Annotated in this window: 12 protein-coding genes; 5 read left to right on the top strand and 7 right to left on the bottom strand. The window is 61.5% G+C overall.

From position 1 onward, the window contains the following. Positions 1-258: 258 nt before the first annotated feature. On the top strand, positions 259-1,344 hold the full coding sequence (locus ACKPCU_RS11920) for an AI-2E family transporter (RefSeq protein ID WP_104739252.1): 1,086 nt from the start codon (positions 259-261) through the stop codon (positions 1,342-1,344). A gap of 37 nt (positions 1,345-1,381) precedes the next feature. On the opposite strand, the gene ACKPCU_RS11915 is transcribed toward ACKPCU_RS11920, so the two are convergent. After that, positions 1,382-3,217 (bottom strand): sensor domain-containing diguanylate cyclase, encoded by a 1,836-nt coding sequence (locus tag ACKPCU_RS11915; protein WP_321346930.1) that lies wholly within the window; start codon positions 3,215-3,217, stop codon positions 1,382-1,384. Positions 3,218-3,494: 277 nt separating this feature from the next. Between ACKPCU_RS11915 and ACKPCU_RS11910 the strand changes: the two genes are divergently transcribed. Both ACKPCU_RS11910 and ACKPCU_RS11905 read left to right on the top strand, forming a co-directional pair. Next, positions 3,495-6,089: a LuxR C-terminal-related transcriptional regulator gene (locus tag ACKPCU_RS11910; RefSeq protein WP_321346929.1), complete on the top strand. Its 2,595-nt coding sequence runs from the start codon at positions 3,495-3,497 to the stop codon at positions 6,087-6,089. Between the two features lie 116 nt (positions 6,090-6,205). Then, positions 6,206-8,008, top strand: a complete 1,803-nt coding sequence (locus ACKPCU_RS11905; protein ID WP_321346927.1) for an acyl-CoA dehydrogenase — start codon at positions 6,206-6,208, stop codon at positions 8,006-8,008. A 130-nt stretch (positions 8,009-8,138) separates the two neighbouring features. Here ACKPCU_RS11905 and fabF read toward each other — a convergent pair whose 3' ends face one another. Continuing rightward, entirely contained in the window at positions 8,139-9,410 is a 1,272-nt protein-coding gene (gene fabF, locus ACKPCU_RS11900; RefSeq protein WP_321346925.1) for a beta-ketoacyl-ACP synthase II, read from the bottom strand. 109 nt (positions 9,411-9,519) lie between these two features. Here fabF and ACKPCU_RS11895 point away from each other — a divergent pair, with 109 nt between their 5' ends. Beyond that, positions 9,520-10,023, top strand: coding sequence for a winged helix-turn-helix transcriptional regulator (locus ACKPCU_RS11895; protein ID WP_321346923.1), 504 nt, complete (start codon positions 9,520-9,522; stop codon positions 10,021-10,023). A gap of 1 nt (position 10,024) precedes the next feature. Here the strand turns inward: ACKPCU_RS11895 and ACKPCU_RS11890 are convergent, their stop codons facing one another. From ACKPCU_RS11890 to ACKPCU_RS11880, 3 genes are all read right to left on the bottom strand, one after another. Continuing rightward, on the bottom strand, positions 10,025-11,065 hold the full coding sequence (locus tag ACKPCU_RS11890) for an MBL fold metallo-hydrolase (RefSeq protein ID WP_321346921.1): 1,041 nt from the start codon (positions 11,063-11,065) through the stop codon (positions 10,025-10,027). Positions 11,066-11,105: 40 nt separating this feature from the next. Continuing rightward, complete coding sequence (locus ACKPCU_RS11885; protein ID WP_321346919.1) at positions 11,106-11,972, bottom strand: phytanoyl-CoA dioxygenase family protein; 867 nt, start codon at positions 11,970-11,972, stop codon at positions 11,106-11,108. A gap of 196 nt (positions 11,973-12,168) precedes the next feature. Beyond that, positions 12,169-13,050, bottom strand: coding sequence for a LysR family transcriptional regulator (locus tag ACKPCU_RS11880; RefSeq protein WP_321346917.1), 882 nt, complete (start codon positions 13,048-13,050; stop codon positions 12,169-12,171). A 104-nt stretch (positions 13,051-13,154) separates the two neighbouring features. Between ACKPCU_RS11880 and ACKPCU_RS11875 the strand changes: the two genes are divergently transcribed. Continuing rightward, positions 13,155-14,054 carry a DMT family transporter gene (locus ACKPCU_RS11875; RefSeq protein WP_321346915.1) on the top strand — a complete coding sequence of 300 codons (900 nt, stop codon included), beginning with the start codon at positions 13,155-13,157 and terminating at the stop codon, positions 14,052-14,054. A gap of 120 nt (positions 14,055-14,174) precedes the next feature. On the opposite strand, the gene ACKPCU_RS11870 is transcribed toward ACKPCU_RS11875, so the two are convergent. Further along, the gene (locus ACKPCU_RS11870; protein WP_321346913.1) at positions 14,175-15,317 is read right to left on the bottom strand and encodes an MBL fold metallo-hydrolase; all 1,143 of its coding nucleotides are present in this window, start codon (positions 15,315-15,317) and stop codon (positions 14,175-14,177) included. 61 nt (positions 15,318-15,378) lie between these two features. Continuing rightward, on the bottom strand, positions 15,379-16,629 hold the full coding sequence (locus tag ACKPCU_RS11865; protein WP_321346911.1) for an ABC transporter substrate-binding protein: 1,251 nt from the start codon (positions 16,627-16,629) through the stop codon (positions 15,379-15,381). Between the last annotated feature and the right edge of the window lie 31 nt (positions 16,630-16,660).

The raw sequence follows: 16,660 nt of genomic DNA, 5'->3' as shown, positions 1-16,660 counted from the left end.
TGCATCGTCACCAGCATTTCCCCCGCCGAAGTCTTGCCGTTAGCACCCGGCAATGCCCAGCGCTCCGAACGCCCAGCGCCAAGCTCGACCACGGCCAATGTTGGATTTCAATCAGGGGTCTGATGAGCGCAGCAGTTGGCAGATCCGTTAACAATGCTGCTAGCACGGGCAGTTTGAGCATCATTTGGATTATCAGGAGGGTGTAAACGTCCGGTTTTTCTGCTCAAATCGGGTTTTCCATGGCAGGAGCCCGAGCCAATGCAGGCAAAACTTGAGCAGCGTTCATTTCTATTGTTGCTGATCGTTGTAACCCTTCTCTTTCTCTATCTACTCAAACCCTTTTTCGGCGCAGTGTTCTGGGCATGTGTGATTGCCCTGCTGTTCCACCCCCTGCATATACGCCTGAGCAAACGCTGGGGCGGCCACGAAAACATGGCCGCACTGGCCACACTGACTGTCTGCATGGCGCTGTGTATTCTGCCGGCGGTGTTTGTCATCACCTCGTTTGTGCAGGAAGGCCACGCGCTGTACGAGCGGGTGCAAAGCGGCAAGTTGGACCCGGCCGCGATCATGGACAAACTGCGTACCAGCTTCCCGATGGTTGAGAGCCTGTTTGGACGCTTGAATATCGACCTCGACCGCATCAAGTCGCTTGCCACTGATGCAGCGGTTACTTCCAGTCGTTTCCTGGCACAGAATGCCGTTCAGCTAGGCCAAGGAACATTGAGCTTTTTCGCCAGCCTGGCGCTGATGATTTACCTGGCATTCTTCCTGCTGCGCGATGGTCCCGAGCTGGTAAATCTGCTGGTACGTGCCTTGCCACTGGGCGATGAGCGCGAATATCAGTTGTTCGGCAAGTTCGCCGAGGTGACCCGCGCCACCGTCAAAGGCAATCTGGTGGTCGCCGCAGTCCAGGGCGCTCTTGGCGGACTGATCTTCTGGGCACTGGATATCCCCGGTCCACTGCTGTGGGGTGTGGTGATGACAATGCTGTCGCTGATCCCGGTAGTCGGTGCCAGCCTGATCTGGGGCCCCGTCGCGATCTATCTGTTGGCGATTGGGCACTGGACCCAAGGCATCATCCTGATCGCCTTCGGCGCGCTCGTCATCGGCCTGGTCGATAACCTGCTGCGCCCGCTGTTGGTGGGGCGCGACACCAAGCTGCCGGACTATCTGGTCCTGCTGTCAACGCTCGGCGGCTTTGCCCTGTTCGGCATAAACGGTTTTGTTATTGGACCGCTGATTGCGGCGCTGTTTATTGCCTTCTGGCAGATATTTGTCGAAGAGTTTAATCCGACCGCCGACGCGCAGGCAGTGGAGCAGCAGGCCGAGGAACTGGAATAGCAGCGCCGCTGCGGGCTATTCGCCGCTCAGGCGGGCATTACCTGCCCGTCTGGTCCGGCGTCCACCGCACCACACGATTACGCCCCTGCGCCTTGGCAAGGTAGAGTACACGATCCGCAAGGTTGAACCAGTGATCAACATCGTGCAGGCCATCAAAAAAGTCGCAGTAGCCGATGCTGACGGTAATGCCGATTTCGATGTCGTCGTCGAGCTGGATGCAGGACGCCTGCAGCGACAGCCGAAATCGCTCCAGCACATCGAGGGCATTTGTTTCTGACGTCTGGGTCAGCAACACCGCAAACTCCTCCCCGCCTACCCGTGCATGCACATCCGAGCGCCGCACGGCATCGGATAGCGTCTGTGCAAACAACTGCAGAACCTTATCTCCCGCCTGATGGCCGTATTTGTCGTTTACCGACTTGAAAAAGTCGATATCCATGACCGCCAGCGAGACCCGCTGACCATAGCGCAGCGCCTGCTCGAACAGGCTGTCGGCCATGCTGAAAAACAACTTGCGATTGGCCAGTCCAGTGAGGGCATCATGCGTCGCCTCGCGCAGCAGCGCCGCCTCAGCCTGCGCGCGCTGCTCTTCCAGCTGGCGGGCGCGGATCATGGTGCCCAACACAGTCGCAAACGGCGCCAGCAACTCGATTTGCTCCTTGCTGTATCCACCATCACGGTTGCCAACCGCGATCATCCCGACAGCCTCGCCATTGAAACGCAGCGGAATGCCCAGAAAGTTATTGATCGCCGGATGTCCATGCGGCTGGCCCCGGCTGGCTGGATGCCGACTGACCGTGTCGGTGCAGACCACCGTGTTGTGAGTGACGACATGGCCAAACAGGTTGTTGAGCGAGTGAAAGCGCAGGGACTGCCCCTCGTCCCGGTGGGAGGCATACCAGGCGCGACTGGCGTCATCCCAGCTGATATTGGAGATGCTGGGCACCTCCAGATACTGCGAACCGTCTTCGGTGTTACGCAGAATGCCAATAAAGCCCAGCCAGCTGTCAGTGATCGCCAGCAGCGGCTCGAACAGGCGGTCACACGCGGCGACCAGGCTTTGATCGACCAGAAAGGCCTGCTGCACCTCCGCAACCAGCGACATCAACTCCTGCTGGCGCACGTCCAACTGTTCCAGTTGCCGATGGAGGGTGACATCTCGAATGCAGCCGCAGACCCGCGCATACTCACCCTTCTCCATCGCCGGCAAGGTGGCCGCCGCAACAATGATCCAGCGATAGTGACCATCAGCCGCACGTACACGCAGCTCAACTTCCTCCACGTCAAAACTCGCGCGCGGAGTCAGGCCTGCCTTGACCGCTTGTTCGAGCGTCTGGCGGTCATCGGGATGGATCCGTTCCAGACAGGCTTCAAGCGACAGGTCCGCAGCATGCGGCCCCAGTCCGAGCCAGTCAGCGGCACGTTCGCACAGGGTGACAAAGTGATCATCCGGGCACCACTCCCAGACGCCAGAACAGGCTGTCTGGAGCGCGGCCAGCAGCCGATGGGAAGCCTGCTCTTCGGCACGCTCATCCAACTTGAGGGGGGTCACATCCTGCAGGAAGACCTGCACCAGATCCGGCGTCGGACGCGCCCCGTCAAACGACAGCATCACCCAACGGTCACCGATCAGAAAGGTCAGCTGACGACGCCTGTCCTGCCCTTTCGCCAACTGGATAAACAGCTCGTCAAGCCGCCGCGCAGAAAGCGGTGAAACCAGCAAACCTAGCCCAGCGCCCTGCTTGATCCGCGCCACGGTATCTCGCCCAACGACCGCATCCAACGCGGCATCCCACTCAGCGAGCAAATAAGGTCGCGTCAGCTGAATGAGCACCTCGGCGTCGTGGCGCGCGTCTTTCAGATTGCTGCTCACGTGCTTTCCCATTGCACATCGTCCTCATTGCCCAAGACTCGAAGACGAGCCTGCGCCCACCCTTGCATCCGCGCCTGCACTGTTAACGGAGGTCAGAACCAATACCTGCTTCCTTTCTTTTTAGAGCATAGTGTTGATCAGTAATGGCGCAAGGCCGCCCTGGCCAAAGCCGACGCAAGCCCTATGCGCAACGCCCTGCAGCCGTATAATGGCCGCTTTGCAAAAGGTGATGGGCAGGTCGATGACAGAGCTGCAGCAAGCAGGCAAAGTGGGAACAGTGTCAGCGGTCACACTCAACCGTGCACGCCTGCGCCCGCCGCCGTTACCCGCAGCCATGCTTGAACGCGATGCACTGATCCGGTGCCTGAGCGCATCAGGCAGCCGTCTAACCCTGCTGACCAGCCCCCTCGGTTACGGCAAGACGACACTGATGGCAGCCTGCGCCGTCAACATGGACGGCGACTGGGGCTGGCTGCGATGCTGCAGCGCAGACAACCAGCCAGCGGTGTTTCTGCAGCATCTCGCTGCCCTGTTCGGCCTGCTACCGTCGTCCCCTGAACAGGAGCAGACACTCGGCACCGCGTTGTTCAATGCACTCGAAGCCCGTTCCCGGCCTTTCACCCTGTTTCTCGATGACCTGCATCTGCTGCGTTCGCCCAGCACCCGACGGCTGCTGAATGAACTGATTGGCTTCGCCGCGCCCCAACTAAGAATCGTCGCGGCAAGCGAAGGGCTACCCGAACTGAAAATCGCGCACCTGCGCAGGGACCAGCAATTACAGCTGATCGGTACCAGTGAGCTGTCGCTCGACAACACCCAGATCGCACAACTGGCCAGTAAACGCGGCGCCATACTGGATAACGACAGCATCTACCAGCTGCGCACCAGCAGCGAAGGTTGGATCAGCGGCGTGCTGCTTGCGCTGGCAGCACGCGCTGACAACGCAGACGCCAGCGAATATATCGCTGACTACCTCAGCCAATCGCTGCTGCAAGGTCTGCCGCCCAAAATGCAGTACTTTCTTCAGCAGACTGCGGTGGTCAGTGCGTTCAACCCGGAGCTGGCCGCGCAGCTGAGCGGGGACGAGCAGGCCGGACGCATCCTTCGCTGGCTAGCTCGCCACGATCTGTTCATCCAGCCCAACCCCGATGACCTGCTGACCCACCGCTACCACCCCGCCCTGCGCAGCGCCTGCCTTCGTCGCCTGCAACGCCGCGACTCAGCGTCACTGCGCGCCCTGCATCTGCAGGCCGCCGACTGGCTGCTGCAGCATCGCTGCTATGGCGAGGCGGTCTACCAGTTGGGGCGCGGCGGCGATTACAACCGCTTGCTGGCTGAGGTCGAACAGCACAGTTTTGACCTGCTGCGCGAGGGCAAGGTCGACTCCATCGTCGACTTTCTGATGGACTTGCCCGACCGTGACACCGATCACCTGACACTGGCGATCACTGAAGCGAGTACCGTGATCGCCACCAATGATATCGAGCGTGCGCGCCACTGCCTGCTGCTCCTGCAACGCCTGGTGCGTGAGGCGCAGGTGCCCGCCGACCGCCCCGAGCGGCTGTTCCAGACCATCGCCTTTTTGCGCAGCAGACTCGCCGTACTGGGCGGCAACTACCGGCATGGTCTGCGGTTGACTGACAGCAGCATGCGTCACTGGCCCCAACGTACCGCCGCCAGCGCTGTGCTGCTCTACAACCGCGCCAGCTGCCTGCTGGCACTCGGCGACCTGGATTGCGCCGAGCAGGCGGCCCATGAAGCACTGGAACAACTGACCCAGTTCGCCTTCCGCGGCTACACCCACAACCTGCACCTGCTACTGACCCAGATCGACCTTGCTCGCGGCGATACCCTGCAGGCTGACCAGCGCCTGGTGAGTATGCTGCAGCACGACCCGGCAGCCACCTCCAACACCTTCTACGACCTGTTCCTCAACATTGGCCAGGCGCTGGTCCAGATGCAGCAAGGCAAATTTGAGGCAGCGCGCCAGCAGCTGGCCCAGGCCGAGGCAGCCGCGCTGGAGGTGGTGCACAGCGCAGCCCTGCCCTGGGTATTGCACCATCAGGCCTGTCTGTACGACGCCTGGGGGCAGCCCGAGCAGGCAATCAAGCTCTGGGATGAGTCGCGCAGGCTGGCATGGCAATACCGCTTGTACGGTATCTATCGCATCGCCGGCGCCTGGCGGGTACGGCTGGCGGTGCGTCAGCAGGACGAGCCCATCATTGCCCAGTGGCTGGCTGAATGGGTCTGGTGTGAAGAGCACTACGGCGAGGCACTGCACTACGAAGAACGCCTGGCCCGCGGCTGGGTGCTCTGCCATCAGGGGGAGACTCGAGCGGCGCAGGCGCTGGCCCACCAGCTACAGGAGCAGGCAAGTGCACAGGGCAACCGACTGCTCGCGTTGCAGGTGCATCTGCTCAACGCTCGAGTCGCCCGAAACGGGCATCAGCAGGCCGAACTGTACTCAGCGCTGGAGCAGGCTTTGCAGCTGAGCCTTGGCCACCGCCTGGGCCAATTGCTCCAGCACGAAGGCACGGAACTGCGCAACGAGCTGCGTCAGTTGCTGTCACCCGCCTTCCGGCGCCAGCAAGGCTTGCCTGACCTACCGACCAGCAAGCAACTGCTCCATCCACTGCAGGCCCTGCTTGCTGACGCAGATCCGCAGCAGACCCTGATCGATCCCTTGACCCGACGTGAGCAGGACGTGCTGCAGCGGATCGCCCGCGGCCAGGGTAATCAGCAGATTGCCAACGGTCTCAACGTCAGCCTCAGCACGGTCAAGACCCACATCAACAACCTGTTCCGCAAACTCGGCGCCGCCGAGCGGCAGCAGGCCATTCAGATTGCCCGCACACTGAATTTGCTGAACTAAATCTCCACCCGTCTCCACCCAAAATTCAACCTGCAAATCCACCCGTGGTTTGACGCAAAACCGCGTCCGGCTTGTTACAACGTCTGCCTGTGATCCACCCTGCCGACGAGGCCATCATGTCCGACAAGCTGCTGAACGAACGCGAGCTGAACTTCCAGCTCTACGAAATGCTCGACACCGAGGCGCTGCTGCAACGTCCGCGCTACGCCGAGCACGACCGCGCCGTCTTCGACGCCACGCTGGAAACCGCCCGCGGCATCGCTGCCGAATTTCTTGCCCCGCACAACCAGAAAGGCGACGCCAACGAGCCGACCTTCGACGGTGAAAAGGTCACCCTGATTCCGGAAACCAAAGCCGCCTGGAACGCCCTGGCCGAAGCCGGCTTCCACGCCGCGCACCACGATGCAGAAGACGGCGGCCTGCAGCTGCCGGAAGTCATCCTGCGCAGCTGCGTTGCATATTTCAGCGCCGCCAACATTTCCACTTCCGGCTACTCCTTCCTGACCATCGGCTCCGCCAACCTGGTCAAGAGCTTCGCCAGCGACGCACTGCGCGAGCGTTTCCTGCCGCCGATGCTGGACGGCCGCTACAGCGGCACCATGGCCCTGACCGAGCCGGGCCAAGGCTCTGCCCTCGGCGACATCCGCACCACCGCGCGCCCGGCAGCAGACGGCAGCTACCGCGTATTCGGCCAGAAGATGTTCATCTCCGGCGGCGACCACGAGCTGACCGACAACATCGTGCACATGGTGCTGGCTCGTATCGAAGGCGCACCGGCTGGCGTCAAGGGCATCTCCCTGTTCCTGGTACCCAAGGTGCTGGTCAACGAGGATGGCAGTCTGGGCGCGCGCAACGACGTCGCACTGGCCGGTCTGCTGCACAAGATGGGTTACCGCAACACCACCTCCACCGTACTGAGCTTCGGTGAGAACGACGGTGCGGTCGGCTATCTGGTCGGCGAGGCCAACAAGGGCCTGTCGTATATGTTCCAGATGATGAACGAAGCCCGTATCGGCGTTGCCCTCGGCGCCTCCGTGCTGGCCTATCAGAGCTACATTCACGCGCTCGACTACGCCCGCGAACGCCCGCAGGGCCGTCTGCCGGGCAGCAAGGATCCGTTGTCTACCCAAGTGCGCATCGTCCAGCACGCTGACGTGCGCCGTATGTTGCTCCAGCAGAAGGTCTACGCCGAAGGCAGTCTGAGCCTGTGCCTGTATGCCAGCAGCCTGTTCGAGGACTCGCACACCGCGCCCACCGAAGCCGAGCGTGAAGACGCCAACGAGCTGCTCGATCTGCTGATCCCGATGGTCAAGTCCTACCCATCCAAGTACGGCGTGATCGCCTCCGATCTGGGCATCCAGATCCTTGGTGGCTCCGGTTACATCCGCGAATATCCGCTGGAACAGTACTACCGCGACAACCGTCTGAACCCGATCCACGAAGGCACCGAAGGCATCCACGGGCTCGACCTGCTGGGCCGCAAGCTGAGCCAACGCGGCGGCAAGGGCTACCGCCTGTTCCTCGACGCAGCGCGCGCCAGCATTGCCGAAGCCGGCACCAGCAAACAATGCGCTGGCATGGCCGCGGCGCTGAACGACGCGGTTGGCATTCTGGATCAGGTGAGCAGCGATCTGCTGCAACAGGTCGCTGCTGACGTCGATCTGGGTCTGGCCAATGCCACCGCCTACCTCGACCTGTTTGGTCGCGTGGTTGTCGGCTGGATCTGGCTGCGTCAGGCACTGGTGGCCGAACGCGCGCTGGAGGCTGGCGCAGAAGGCAGCGAGGCTGACTTCTACCAGGGCAAGCTGCACGCCGCGCGCTACTTCATGGACTGGGAACTGGCCAGCCTCGCCAGCCAGGCCCGCCTGCTGAGCGCCGGCAACCGCCTGACCTACGACATGCAAGACGCCTGGTTCTGAGTTTGGGCCTCAGGGCCTGAAATCGGAAAGGTTGCGGGCGGCTCCACGCCGCCGCCCGCGCCATCTGCTTTTCCCTTCTGCACTCCCTCCCCTGTACCTAATCAAGCACAGAGTCCCCCCAAGACGGTATCTACGACGCCCAGCGTTTGAACAACACACTGGCGTTGACTCCGCCAAAGCCAAAGCCATTCGACAGCGCGTATTCGATCGGCATCGGCCGTGCACCGCCGCGTACCAGGTCGAGCCCGGCCGTCGCCTCATCGGGGTTATCGAGATTGAGCGTGGCTGGCGCCAACTGGTCGCGCAGCGACAGCACGGTAAACACCGCTTCGATGCCGCCAGCCGCGCCCAGCAAGTGGCCGGTGGCCGACTTGGTCGAGCTGATGGCCGGGCCATCACTGTTACCGAACAACGCTTTGAGTGCCGCCAGTTCCCCCAGATCACCGACTGGAGTGGAGGTGGCGTGGGCATTGAGGTATTGCACCTGCTCCGGGGCAACGCCCGCCTGCTTGAGCGCTTGCTCCATTGCACGCCGCGCGCCGCTGCCGTCTTCCGGGCCGGCGGTCATGTGGTAGGCGTCGGCGCTGGTGCCGTAACCCACCAATTCGGCCAGCGGCGTCGCGCCGCGGGCCAAGGCGTGCTCCAGTGACTCGATCACCAAAAGTCCTGCGCCCTCGCCCATGACAAAACCGTCCCGCGCCTGATCGAACGGCCGCGAGGCCTTTTCCGGCGCATCGCTGTGGCTGCCAGACAACGCACGCGCTGCTGCAAAGCCACCGAGGCTGACGCGGTGAATGCAGGCCTCGGCGCCGCCGGCGATGGCAATGTCGGCTTCGCCTGCGCGAATCATCCGCGCCGCATCACCAATCGCCTGCACGCCCGCTGCACAGGCGGTAACCGGTGCACCAAGCGGCCCCTTGAAGCCGTGCAGAATGGAAATGTGGCCGGCAGCCATGTTGCAGAGAAAGGCCGGGATGGTGAACGGCGACAGCCGGCGCGGACCTTTGCTGTCGGTAGTGCGCACCGCTTCGACCATGGCCGGGAAGCCGCCAGTGCCCGAGGCAATGATGGTGGCGGTACGCTCCTGCCCCTCGCTGTCCTGCGGAGCCCAACCCGCCTGGGTCAGTGCCTCCTGCGCAGCGGCGATGGCAAACAGGATAAAGCGGTCCATCTTGCGCTGCTCTTTCGCCGGCAGGTAGCAGTCCGGGTCGAACCCGGCTTGCGGGTCCTGCTCGACGCTCGGTACCTGGCCGCCAATGCGAACCGCCAGGTCACCGATCAGCTCTTCGGGCAACGTGCGGATGCCGGACTGACCAGCCGTCAGCCGTTGCCAGACCGCTTCCACCCCTGTTCCCAGCGGCGATACTGCGCCCATGCCGGTGACCACAATGCGCTTGTTCATCAGAGTCCTGCTCCTTCGTTTCGGGAAAGTCCAATAGCAGATGGACGTTACTATCATAATGAAAGTAACATTCTGAACCAGACTTGTATGCAACCGGACGATCAGATTTATGCAGCGAAAGAAGCTCACCCACGCCGAATGCCCCATTGCCCGCAGCCTGGATCAGGTCGGCGAGTGGTGGAGTATTTTGTTAATGCGTGATGCCCTGCATGGATTACGTCGGTTCGATGCGTTTTCACAGAGTTTAGGCATTGCGCCAAACATGCTGACCCGACGCCTCAACGCACTGGTCGAGGCCGGAATGCTAGAACGGGTGCCTTACAGCCAGCGGCCGCTGCGCTACGAATACGTGCCGACGGCAAAGGGTGAGGATTTTGCGTCGGTGCTGATGGCCTTCGTTGACTGGGGCAATCGCCACTATGCCGCTGAGGGCGAAAGCGTGCAGGTGGTGGATCGTGACACCGGCAAGCGCCTGCAGTTGGCCTTCACCGACCCGGAGGATGGCCGTGTGCTAGCGCCGGAACAGTGCACAGTGCAGCCGGGGCCGGCCGCCAGCGACGCGATGCGCGAGCGGCTTGGCCGCAAGCACGCTCGCCCAGCGTTGACCACCTGATTTAGTGCCCGCAGGCCCGATACCACTCCACGCCATGGGCATCGCGCTGCATTTCGACCTGGCCCTGCGCAATCAGACAGTTGAGGTTGGCGCGGCTTTCACCGGTCGCCAACGCCAGCACGATGCCGTCATCCATGCCAATCGGCCGACCAAACAAACACTCGAAAATATCGACACTGCGGCGCGCTTCGCGCAGCTCGTCGCGCAGCTGGTGCAGCAGCGCCTGCTGACTGTCGACCAAATCATTGATCCGTGCGTGCAAACCCTGGAAGCAGGCGTTGTGGGACGGCAGCACCAGCACGCGATCGCTGACAACATCACGAATCCGGCGCATCGAGGTCAGCCACTCACCCAACGGGTTGCCATCCGGGTCGCGGGCCTGTACCGATACGTTGGATGAAATCAGCGGCAATACCTGATCGCCGGAGATGAATAACTCAAGTTCCGCGCAGTACAGGCAGGCATGCTCGGCGGTATGGCCCTGGCCGACGATCACCTGCCAGTCGTGCTCGCCAATGCTGAGTACGTCGCCGTCACCGATACGGCGGAAGCGCTCGGGAAACGGGTGCACCATGCTGGAGATACCACCGTAGTTGTCGCGCCAGTAAGCAAGCGCGCTGTCATTCCAGCCGGCACGACGGTAGAACGCCAGCTCCACCTCGGGGGCTTCCCGGCCCTGCAGCCGCGCCGCGTTGCAGGCGTGATATTCGATATGAGGCATCCACAGCTCGCAGCCAAAACGCTCGACCAGCCAGCCGGCCAGACCGGCATGATCGGCATGACGGTGAGTACAGATGACCCGCGTTACCGGCAGCCCCCCAAGTACCTCATCAAACAGCTGCTCCCAGACGGCCATCGCCTGTTTGGTCCAGACGCCGGTATCGACCAGCGTCCAGCCGTCGCGATCACGCAACGCCCAAAGGTTCACGTGATCCAGCCTGAACGGCAGCGGCATGCGAATCCACAGCACGCCCGGCTGCACCTCCAGCGTCGCGCCCAGTGCGGGTGTAGTAAGCGGGTAAATCAGACCTTCTGTTGCCATAGCGTTACTGCTTCTTGATCAGGAGTGAGTGAGGAGTGGGTCAGCTGGGCTTGTCTTCCAGCAGCCGCCTAGGATGCATGCCGTTGACCATGCCCATGAACGGCGGGTGGATCGAATATCCCAGCATGCGCTGGATATGCGGACTGCATTCGCGGGCGCGCGGTAGCGGGACGGACAGGCTGAAGTTCTCCTGCTGACGTACCCAGGGCTCGCAGTACTGCGCCGTCACGGCAAGACGCGGCGCGGCGCTCTGGTTGGCACCACCGCCATGCCAAAGGGTGCCGAGAAACAGCACCATCGAACCCTTGGGCATGATCACCGGGATCGACCTGGCGCAGTCGTCGGGCGTTGGCGCATGGCCGTCCCAGGTATGACTGGCGGGAATAACCACGGTTGCGCCGTTGTCAGCGGTAAAGTCGTCCATCGCGATAATGGTCGCCGCGCCGAAATGCGGACGTGGACGCGGCACCGGGTAGAAGGCATCGTCGTGGTGCAGCGGTTGCGCCTGCTCGCCGGGCAGAATGTTGATTACCTGCAGCTGCGACAGCAGATAGTTCGGTGCCAGCACCCGATCCAGCAACCCCAGCACCAGCGGATGTTCCACCAGCGGGTTGCAGGCCAGGGTCTTGGTAACCACCGCGTAGAGCCGCTGGGTCAGCGTGCCCTCGAAATCGTTGCGGCCGCAGTGCGCGGGCAGCAGGCTGCGCAACTCGGCGCTGATCTGCTCGACCTGCACCTCGGGGACAATCCGCTCCAGAATCACATAGCCGTCGCGCAGTAGTGCTGCATGCAGCCGCTCAAGCTCGGCGGCATCGACCGCCTCCTGACTGCCCGCCGTTGACTTGTAGGCCTTGGCGTAGCCGCTTTTAAGGTACTCACTATCACCGGATAACACACGCTGACTCATGCTCGCCCCCTGTTGTCGTTGTTGGCCGACGCGCAGGTGCGAGGCACCTGTCGGCATCGGTGGACGTGAACGATGCGATGACCGCGCCAAGCGCAGCGCGGCGATACCCCATTGTAGAGAGGCTGGCTCCGCTGATAAGGGGCACAAGGCGGACGATCCTGCCAATTACCGGACTGGTCAGTCTGCTGTTGAGGGGCTATTCAGCGAGCAAATGATCGATCAGGGCGCGGGCGAACGATGAAACCGGTGCCTTGCTGCTGGTGCAGATTTTCAGGTCACGCTGGGCCCAGCCGTCTTCCACTTCGATGATCGATACCGGCTGGCGGCCCGACAGCTTGACTGCTTCACGCGGCACCAGACCAACCCCAACCCCAGCGGCAACCATTCGGCATACCGCCTCGAAGCTGTTGACCTGCACGCGCACGTTCAAATGAGAGCCCATGTTGGAAGCGGTATTCATGGTGAAGGTATGGATCGCCGAGCCCGCATGCAGCATGACAAAGGGCTCACCAATCACCTGGGCGAACGCCAATGAACCGGCTGTCGCCAGACGATGCCCTGGATCGGTGATCAAGACCAGCCGATCCGCCCGATATGGCACCAGATCAACTTCCTGATAGTCGTCGTAGCCGGCAACGATGCCGATTTCTGCGTCACCGCGAGCAACACCGGCGAGGATGTCGGCGCTGGTGTGCTCCTCCAGATTCACACTGACCTGCGGATGCTCAGCCAGAAACGCCGCCAGATCATTCGGCAGGTAGCTGTGAATCGCGTGCGTGTTGGCCCACAGCCGCACATGCCCCTGCACCCCTTCGGCAAAGGGAGCGAGATCCGAATGCATCTGCTCCAGTCGGGCAAACACCTGACGGGCATGACGCAGAAATATCTCGCCGGCGCGTGTCAGCTCCACCCCGCGCGAGCGACGGTGCAACAACACCGTACCAAGCGACGCCTCCAGCATCTTGATTCGGTGGCTGGCGGAAGATGGCGCAAGGAATGCCCGTTCGGCCCCATGTGTGAGGCTCTGGCACTCGGCTATGGCGATGAACAATCGCAGGTCGGTCAGGTTGTATTTCATGTGAATTCGAAAAATACGAACGCTTCAGTGGGGAAAACGCAATTCTATAGGCAGCGAAAGCACAATAGCATCCAACAAGTTGAACAAACTCAGCAGAGTGCTCCATGACCCGCACCGCCCTTACCCCACGACAAACCGGTATGCTGCTCGCCGTCCTCGCCGCCTTCGGCTTCTCGTTCAAGGCGATTTTCGTCAAGCTCGCCTATCTCGTCGGCCCCGTCGACGCGATTACCCTGCTCTCGCTGCGCATGCTGTTTTCGCTGCCGATGTTCCTGCTCAGCGGTTACGCCTATCTGCGCACTGGCCCCCGCCTCAACCACAAGGATTGGGCGCTGCTGATCTTTCTCGGTCTGACCGGTTACTACGGCGCGTCGATTCTGGACTTTGCCGGGTTGCAGTACATCTCTGCCGGGCTGGAGCGGGTAATCCTGTTCACCTACCCGACCATCACCATCCTGATCGGCCTGCTGTTTCTTGGTAAAACCGCCAGCCCGCGTCTGATCGGCGCCCTGGTGCTCTGCTACGCGGGTGTGAGTCTGGTGTTTCTCAGCGACCACCAGTTCGCTGAAGACAGCATTGCGCCCTGGATCGGCGCTGCTCTGGTGTTCGCCTCGGCCGTGTCATACGCCTGCTATACCGCCTTTGCCGAAGTGTCGATCGCCAAGCTCGGGGCTGCGCGGTTCTCCATTCTGGCGTTGATCGTGTCGATCCTCGCCGCGCAGCTGCACTTTGTGGTGACCAACCCGATCAGCGACCTGATCCAGCCTTTACCGATCTACGCCTATTGCGCTGCCATGGCGCTGTTCTCGACCGTGCTGCCGATCTTCTTTCAGTCCGGCGCGATTCAGCGTATTGGTGCAGGGCCAACGGTTCTGGTGGGGATGCTTGGTCCGGTCATGACCATTTTCTTCAGTTGGCTGCTGCTGGCCGAACCGCTGACCTGGGTGCAGCTCGGTGGCACGGCACTGGTGATCGCCGGCATTTACCTGATCCGTAAAAGCTGAGGCGCGGCGCCCCTGCTCAGGTCGCCGCGCACAGCCCGGAAAAAGTCTTCGATGAAATACCTTGTTGTCCTGACCTTGTCTGCCCTGTTCATGACGACATTGAGCGCCCACGCCCGGCCGTCACTCTGTTAACAGTCGCCACCACTGGCTGCCGCCATGCGGCGCAGACATATCAAGATGTTCCCCCATCTGCGGCGTGGTCAGCGTCACACCGTGCTGCTCGGCCAGTCTGGTTATCTGTTCAAACGGGTCGTCCCAGGTGTGCATCGACAGATCAAAGGTGCCGTTGTGAATCGGATACAGCCAACGCGCCTTGAGATCGAGGAAGGCCTGCAGGGTCTGCTCAGGCAGCATGTGCACATACTCCCAACGCGGGTTGTAGGCCCCGGTCTCCATAAAAGCGATATCAAACGGGCCCAGGCGCTCACCTATCTCGCGAAATCCGTCGAAATACCCGGTGTCACCGCTGAAAAACAGCTTGCTGTCCGGGCGTTGCAGCACCCATGAGCACCAGAGCGTACGGTTGCCGTCCGAGAAGCCGCGACCGGAAAAGTGCTGCGCCGGTGTCGCCGTCGCACGCACACCATCGATTTCGACGTCGTCCCACCAGTCCAGCTCCCGCACCTTGCCAGGCGGCACGCCCCACCGGATCAGCGTCGCGCCGACACCCAGCGGTGTAATGAACTGCTCGACCTTGTGTTGCAGCTGCCGAATTGCAGCGTGATCCAGATGGTCGTAATGATTGTGCGACAGCACCACCACCTTGATCGGTGGCAACTCGGCAATCGAGATAGGCGGCGCATGAAAGCGTTTTGGCCCAAACCACTGCACTGGCGAAGCGCGCTTGCTGAACACCGGATCGGTTAGCCAGAAGGCATCATTGAGTTTGAACACCAGGCTGGAATGGCCGAGCCGCCAGACGCTGTTGTCAGGCGCCGCCAGCAGATCAGCCTGAGCCAACGGCTGCACTGATATAGCCCGACCCGGTACCGTTCCTGACGGTTTGTTGAAGAGGAAGTCACGCCAGACCGCCAGACCCTGCCGAAACGTCATTGGCTCACGCGACACCTTGTTGCGAAAGCGCTCATGGCGAAACTGTGCCGACTCGGGATAGATCGGTAACGATGGCCTGAGTGATCCGGTTACCGCTGCGCGGGCAGCCGCCAGCAAAGACACCAGCACCGCCGACAGGCGCGTCGGACGCCAATCGGTGAACCTGCGCGGGCAGCGTTTTCCAAGCCCCTTGCCGTCATCCTTACTCATCACTTAGATACCTCCAGGCCCCTGGTCCGGCCGCCGGCCGTATTTTGCGGGTCGCGGCATATCACGGGCTTGTCCAAATAGCCTGCAATCTGCTCAGCGCCTCCTGATCTGAGATTTCTCCCCGGAAGTGACCGCTGACCACGGGATAAAATGCATGGGACACTGACATGGGGCTGGCACCGCTCATGGCAATGGACTCCAGCAGCGTACCCCGCATGTTGCCCATACGCACATCATGAATTGCCTTGCGCCCACAACCTGAGAAGCCGTCTGCTACGGCATCGACCCTGGCCGGTGCGGCCCCTTTGGTGATGTTGAGTTCACGTTGTACTTCCGGACTCATTAGCGCAGTCGCGAATGCTGCGCGAACGGAATCCGATGTCCTCTGGTTACGGAACACAACTATCTGGTCGCTGTTGAAAAGCACCATGCCCTGAGTGTCTGGAAAACGCTGGCAAAGGTAGTCCTGCCCTTCCACCAGTCCAAAATGATTGAACTCGGCAATAGCCCAGCTGCCTTGCAACTGAACCAGAGCCTGCCCGGTACGCACCATTGCGGTTGCCTCGTTCCAACGTAAACCGAGGCCTGGGGTTTGAGCGTAATCGCGTAGTTCACGCATCCGCGCAAATACGACTTTCAGCAGCTCCAGGTCAGGCTCGGTCGGCTTCAATTGGAGAAAGACCCGCCGATAGAACTCGGCACCGCCCACCCCAGCGCTGACGGCCTCAAACAGCAACATGTGCTGCCCCGCCTCATCACCTATAGCCAATGGCACAAGACCCGCTTGCCGCGCCTTCTCCAACGCAACAATAAAATCATCCCAGGTATCCAGCACCGGTAGATCCAACTGGTGTGCTAGCGCCGCGTTTAGCCAGATCCAGTTGGTTGAATGGATGTTGATGGGAATGCTGACCCAATGCCCTTCTACGCGAGAAAGCCTCTGCACCGCCGTGGGGACAACCTCGTCCCAGTCATTGGCCGCAGCGACATCGTCCAGCAACAGCAAAGCGTTGGAGTTCATCAACTGCCGAACATCGGTACTGAGAACAACCGCGGCGTCAGGCCCGTCGCCCTGCTCTATTCGCTGCGCCAATGTCTGGCGGTAGCCAATCAGGTTGCCCTGCTGAACACGACCACTTTCCGCCCAGCGCACACCTAGCTGCTCGACGTACCGCCGCAGAGTGGTCACCGCATCCCGCTCTCCGGCGGAGCCCCACCAGTGATACAGCTCAAATGGTGCAGGTTCGGCATCCTGGGCAGCAGCCAAGGGCGATACCAGCGACAGCAATGCAGGCAGCACGAGTTTCAACATTCCGTTGTCTCTGAGTCAAAAGACGCTGCAT

The organism is Halopseudomonas oceani (genome assembly GCF_963677335.1).
GTDB classification, from domain to species: Bacteria; Pseudomonadota; Gammaproteobacteria; order Pseudomonadales; family Pseudomonadaceae; genus Halopseudomonas; species Halopseudomonas oceani.
Note: the sequence above shows the minus strand (reverse complement) of the source record. Positions and strands in the feature narration are given on the sequence as shown.

Excerpts from the sequence above, each read along its gene's own strand:
- ACKPCU_RS11920 (WP_104739252.1), top strand. The coding sequence starts at position 259 with ATGCAGGCAAAACTTGAGCAGCGTTCATTTCTATTGTTGCTGATCGTT.
- ACKPCU_RS11905 (WP_321346927.1), top strand. The coding sequence starts at position 6,206 with ATGTCCGACAAGCTGCTGAACGAACGCGAGCTGAACTTCCAGCTCTAC.
- fabF (WP_321346925.1), bottom strand. The coding sequence starts at position 9,410 with ATGAACAAGCGCATTGTGGTCACCGGCATGGGCGCAGTATCGCCGCTG.
- ACKPCU_RS11895 (WP_321346923.1), top strand. The coding sequence starts at position 9,520 with ATGCAGCGAAAGAAGCTCACCCACGCCGAATGCCCCATTGCCCGCAGC.
- ACKPCU_RS11890 (WP_321346921.1), bottom strand. The coding sequence starts at position 11,065 with ATGGCAACAGAAGGTCTGATTTACCCGCTTACTACACCCGCACTGGGC.
- ACKPCU_RS11885 (WP_321346919.1), bottom strand. The coding sequence starts at position 11,972 with ATGAGTCAGCGTGTGTTATCCGGTGATAGTGAGTACCTTAAAAGCGGC.
- ACKPCU_RS11880 (WP_321346917.1), bottom strand. The coding sequence starts at position 13,050 with ATGAAATACAACCTGACCGACCTGCGATTGTTCATCGCCATAGCCGAG.
- ACKPCU_RS11875 (WP_321346915.1), top strand. The coding sequence starts at position 13,155 with ATGACCCGCACCGCCCTTACCCCACGACAAACCGGTATGCTGCTCGCC.
- ACKPCU_RS11870 (WP_321346913.1), bottom strand. The coding sequence starts at position 15,317 with ATGAGTAAGGATGACGGCAAGGGGCTTGGAAAACGCTGCCCGCGCAGG.
- ACKPCU_RS11865 (WP_321346911.1), bottom strand. The coding sequence starts at position 16,629 with ATGTTGAAACTCGTGCTGCCTGCATTGCTGTCGCTGGTATCGCCCTTG.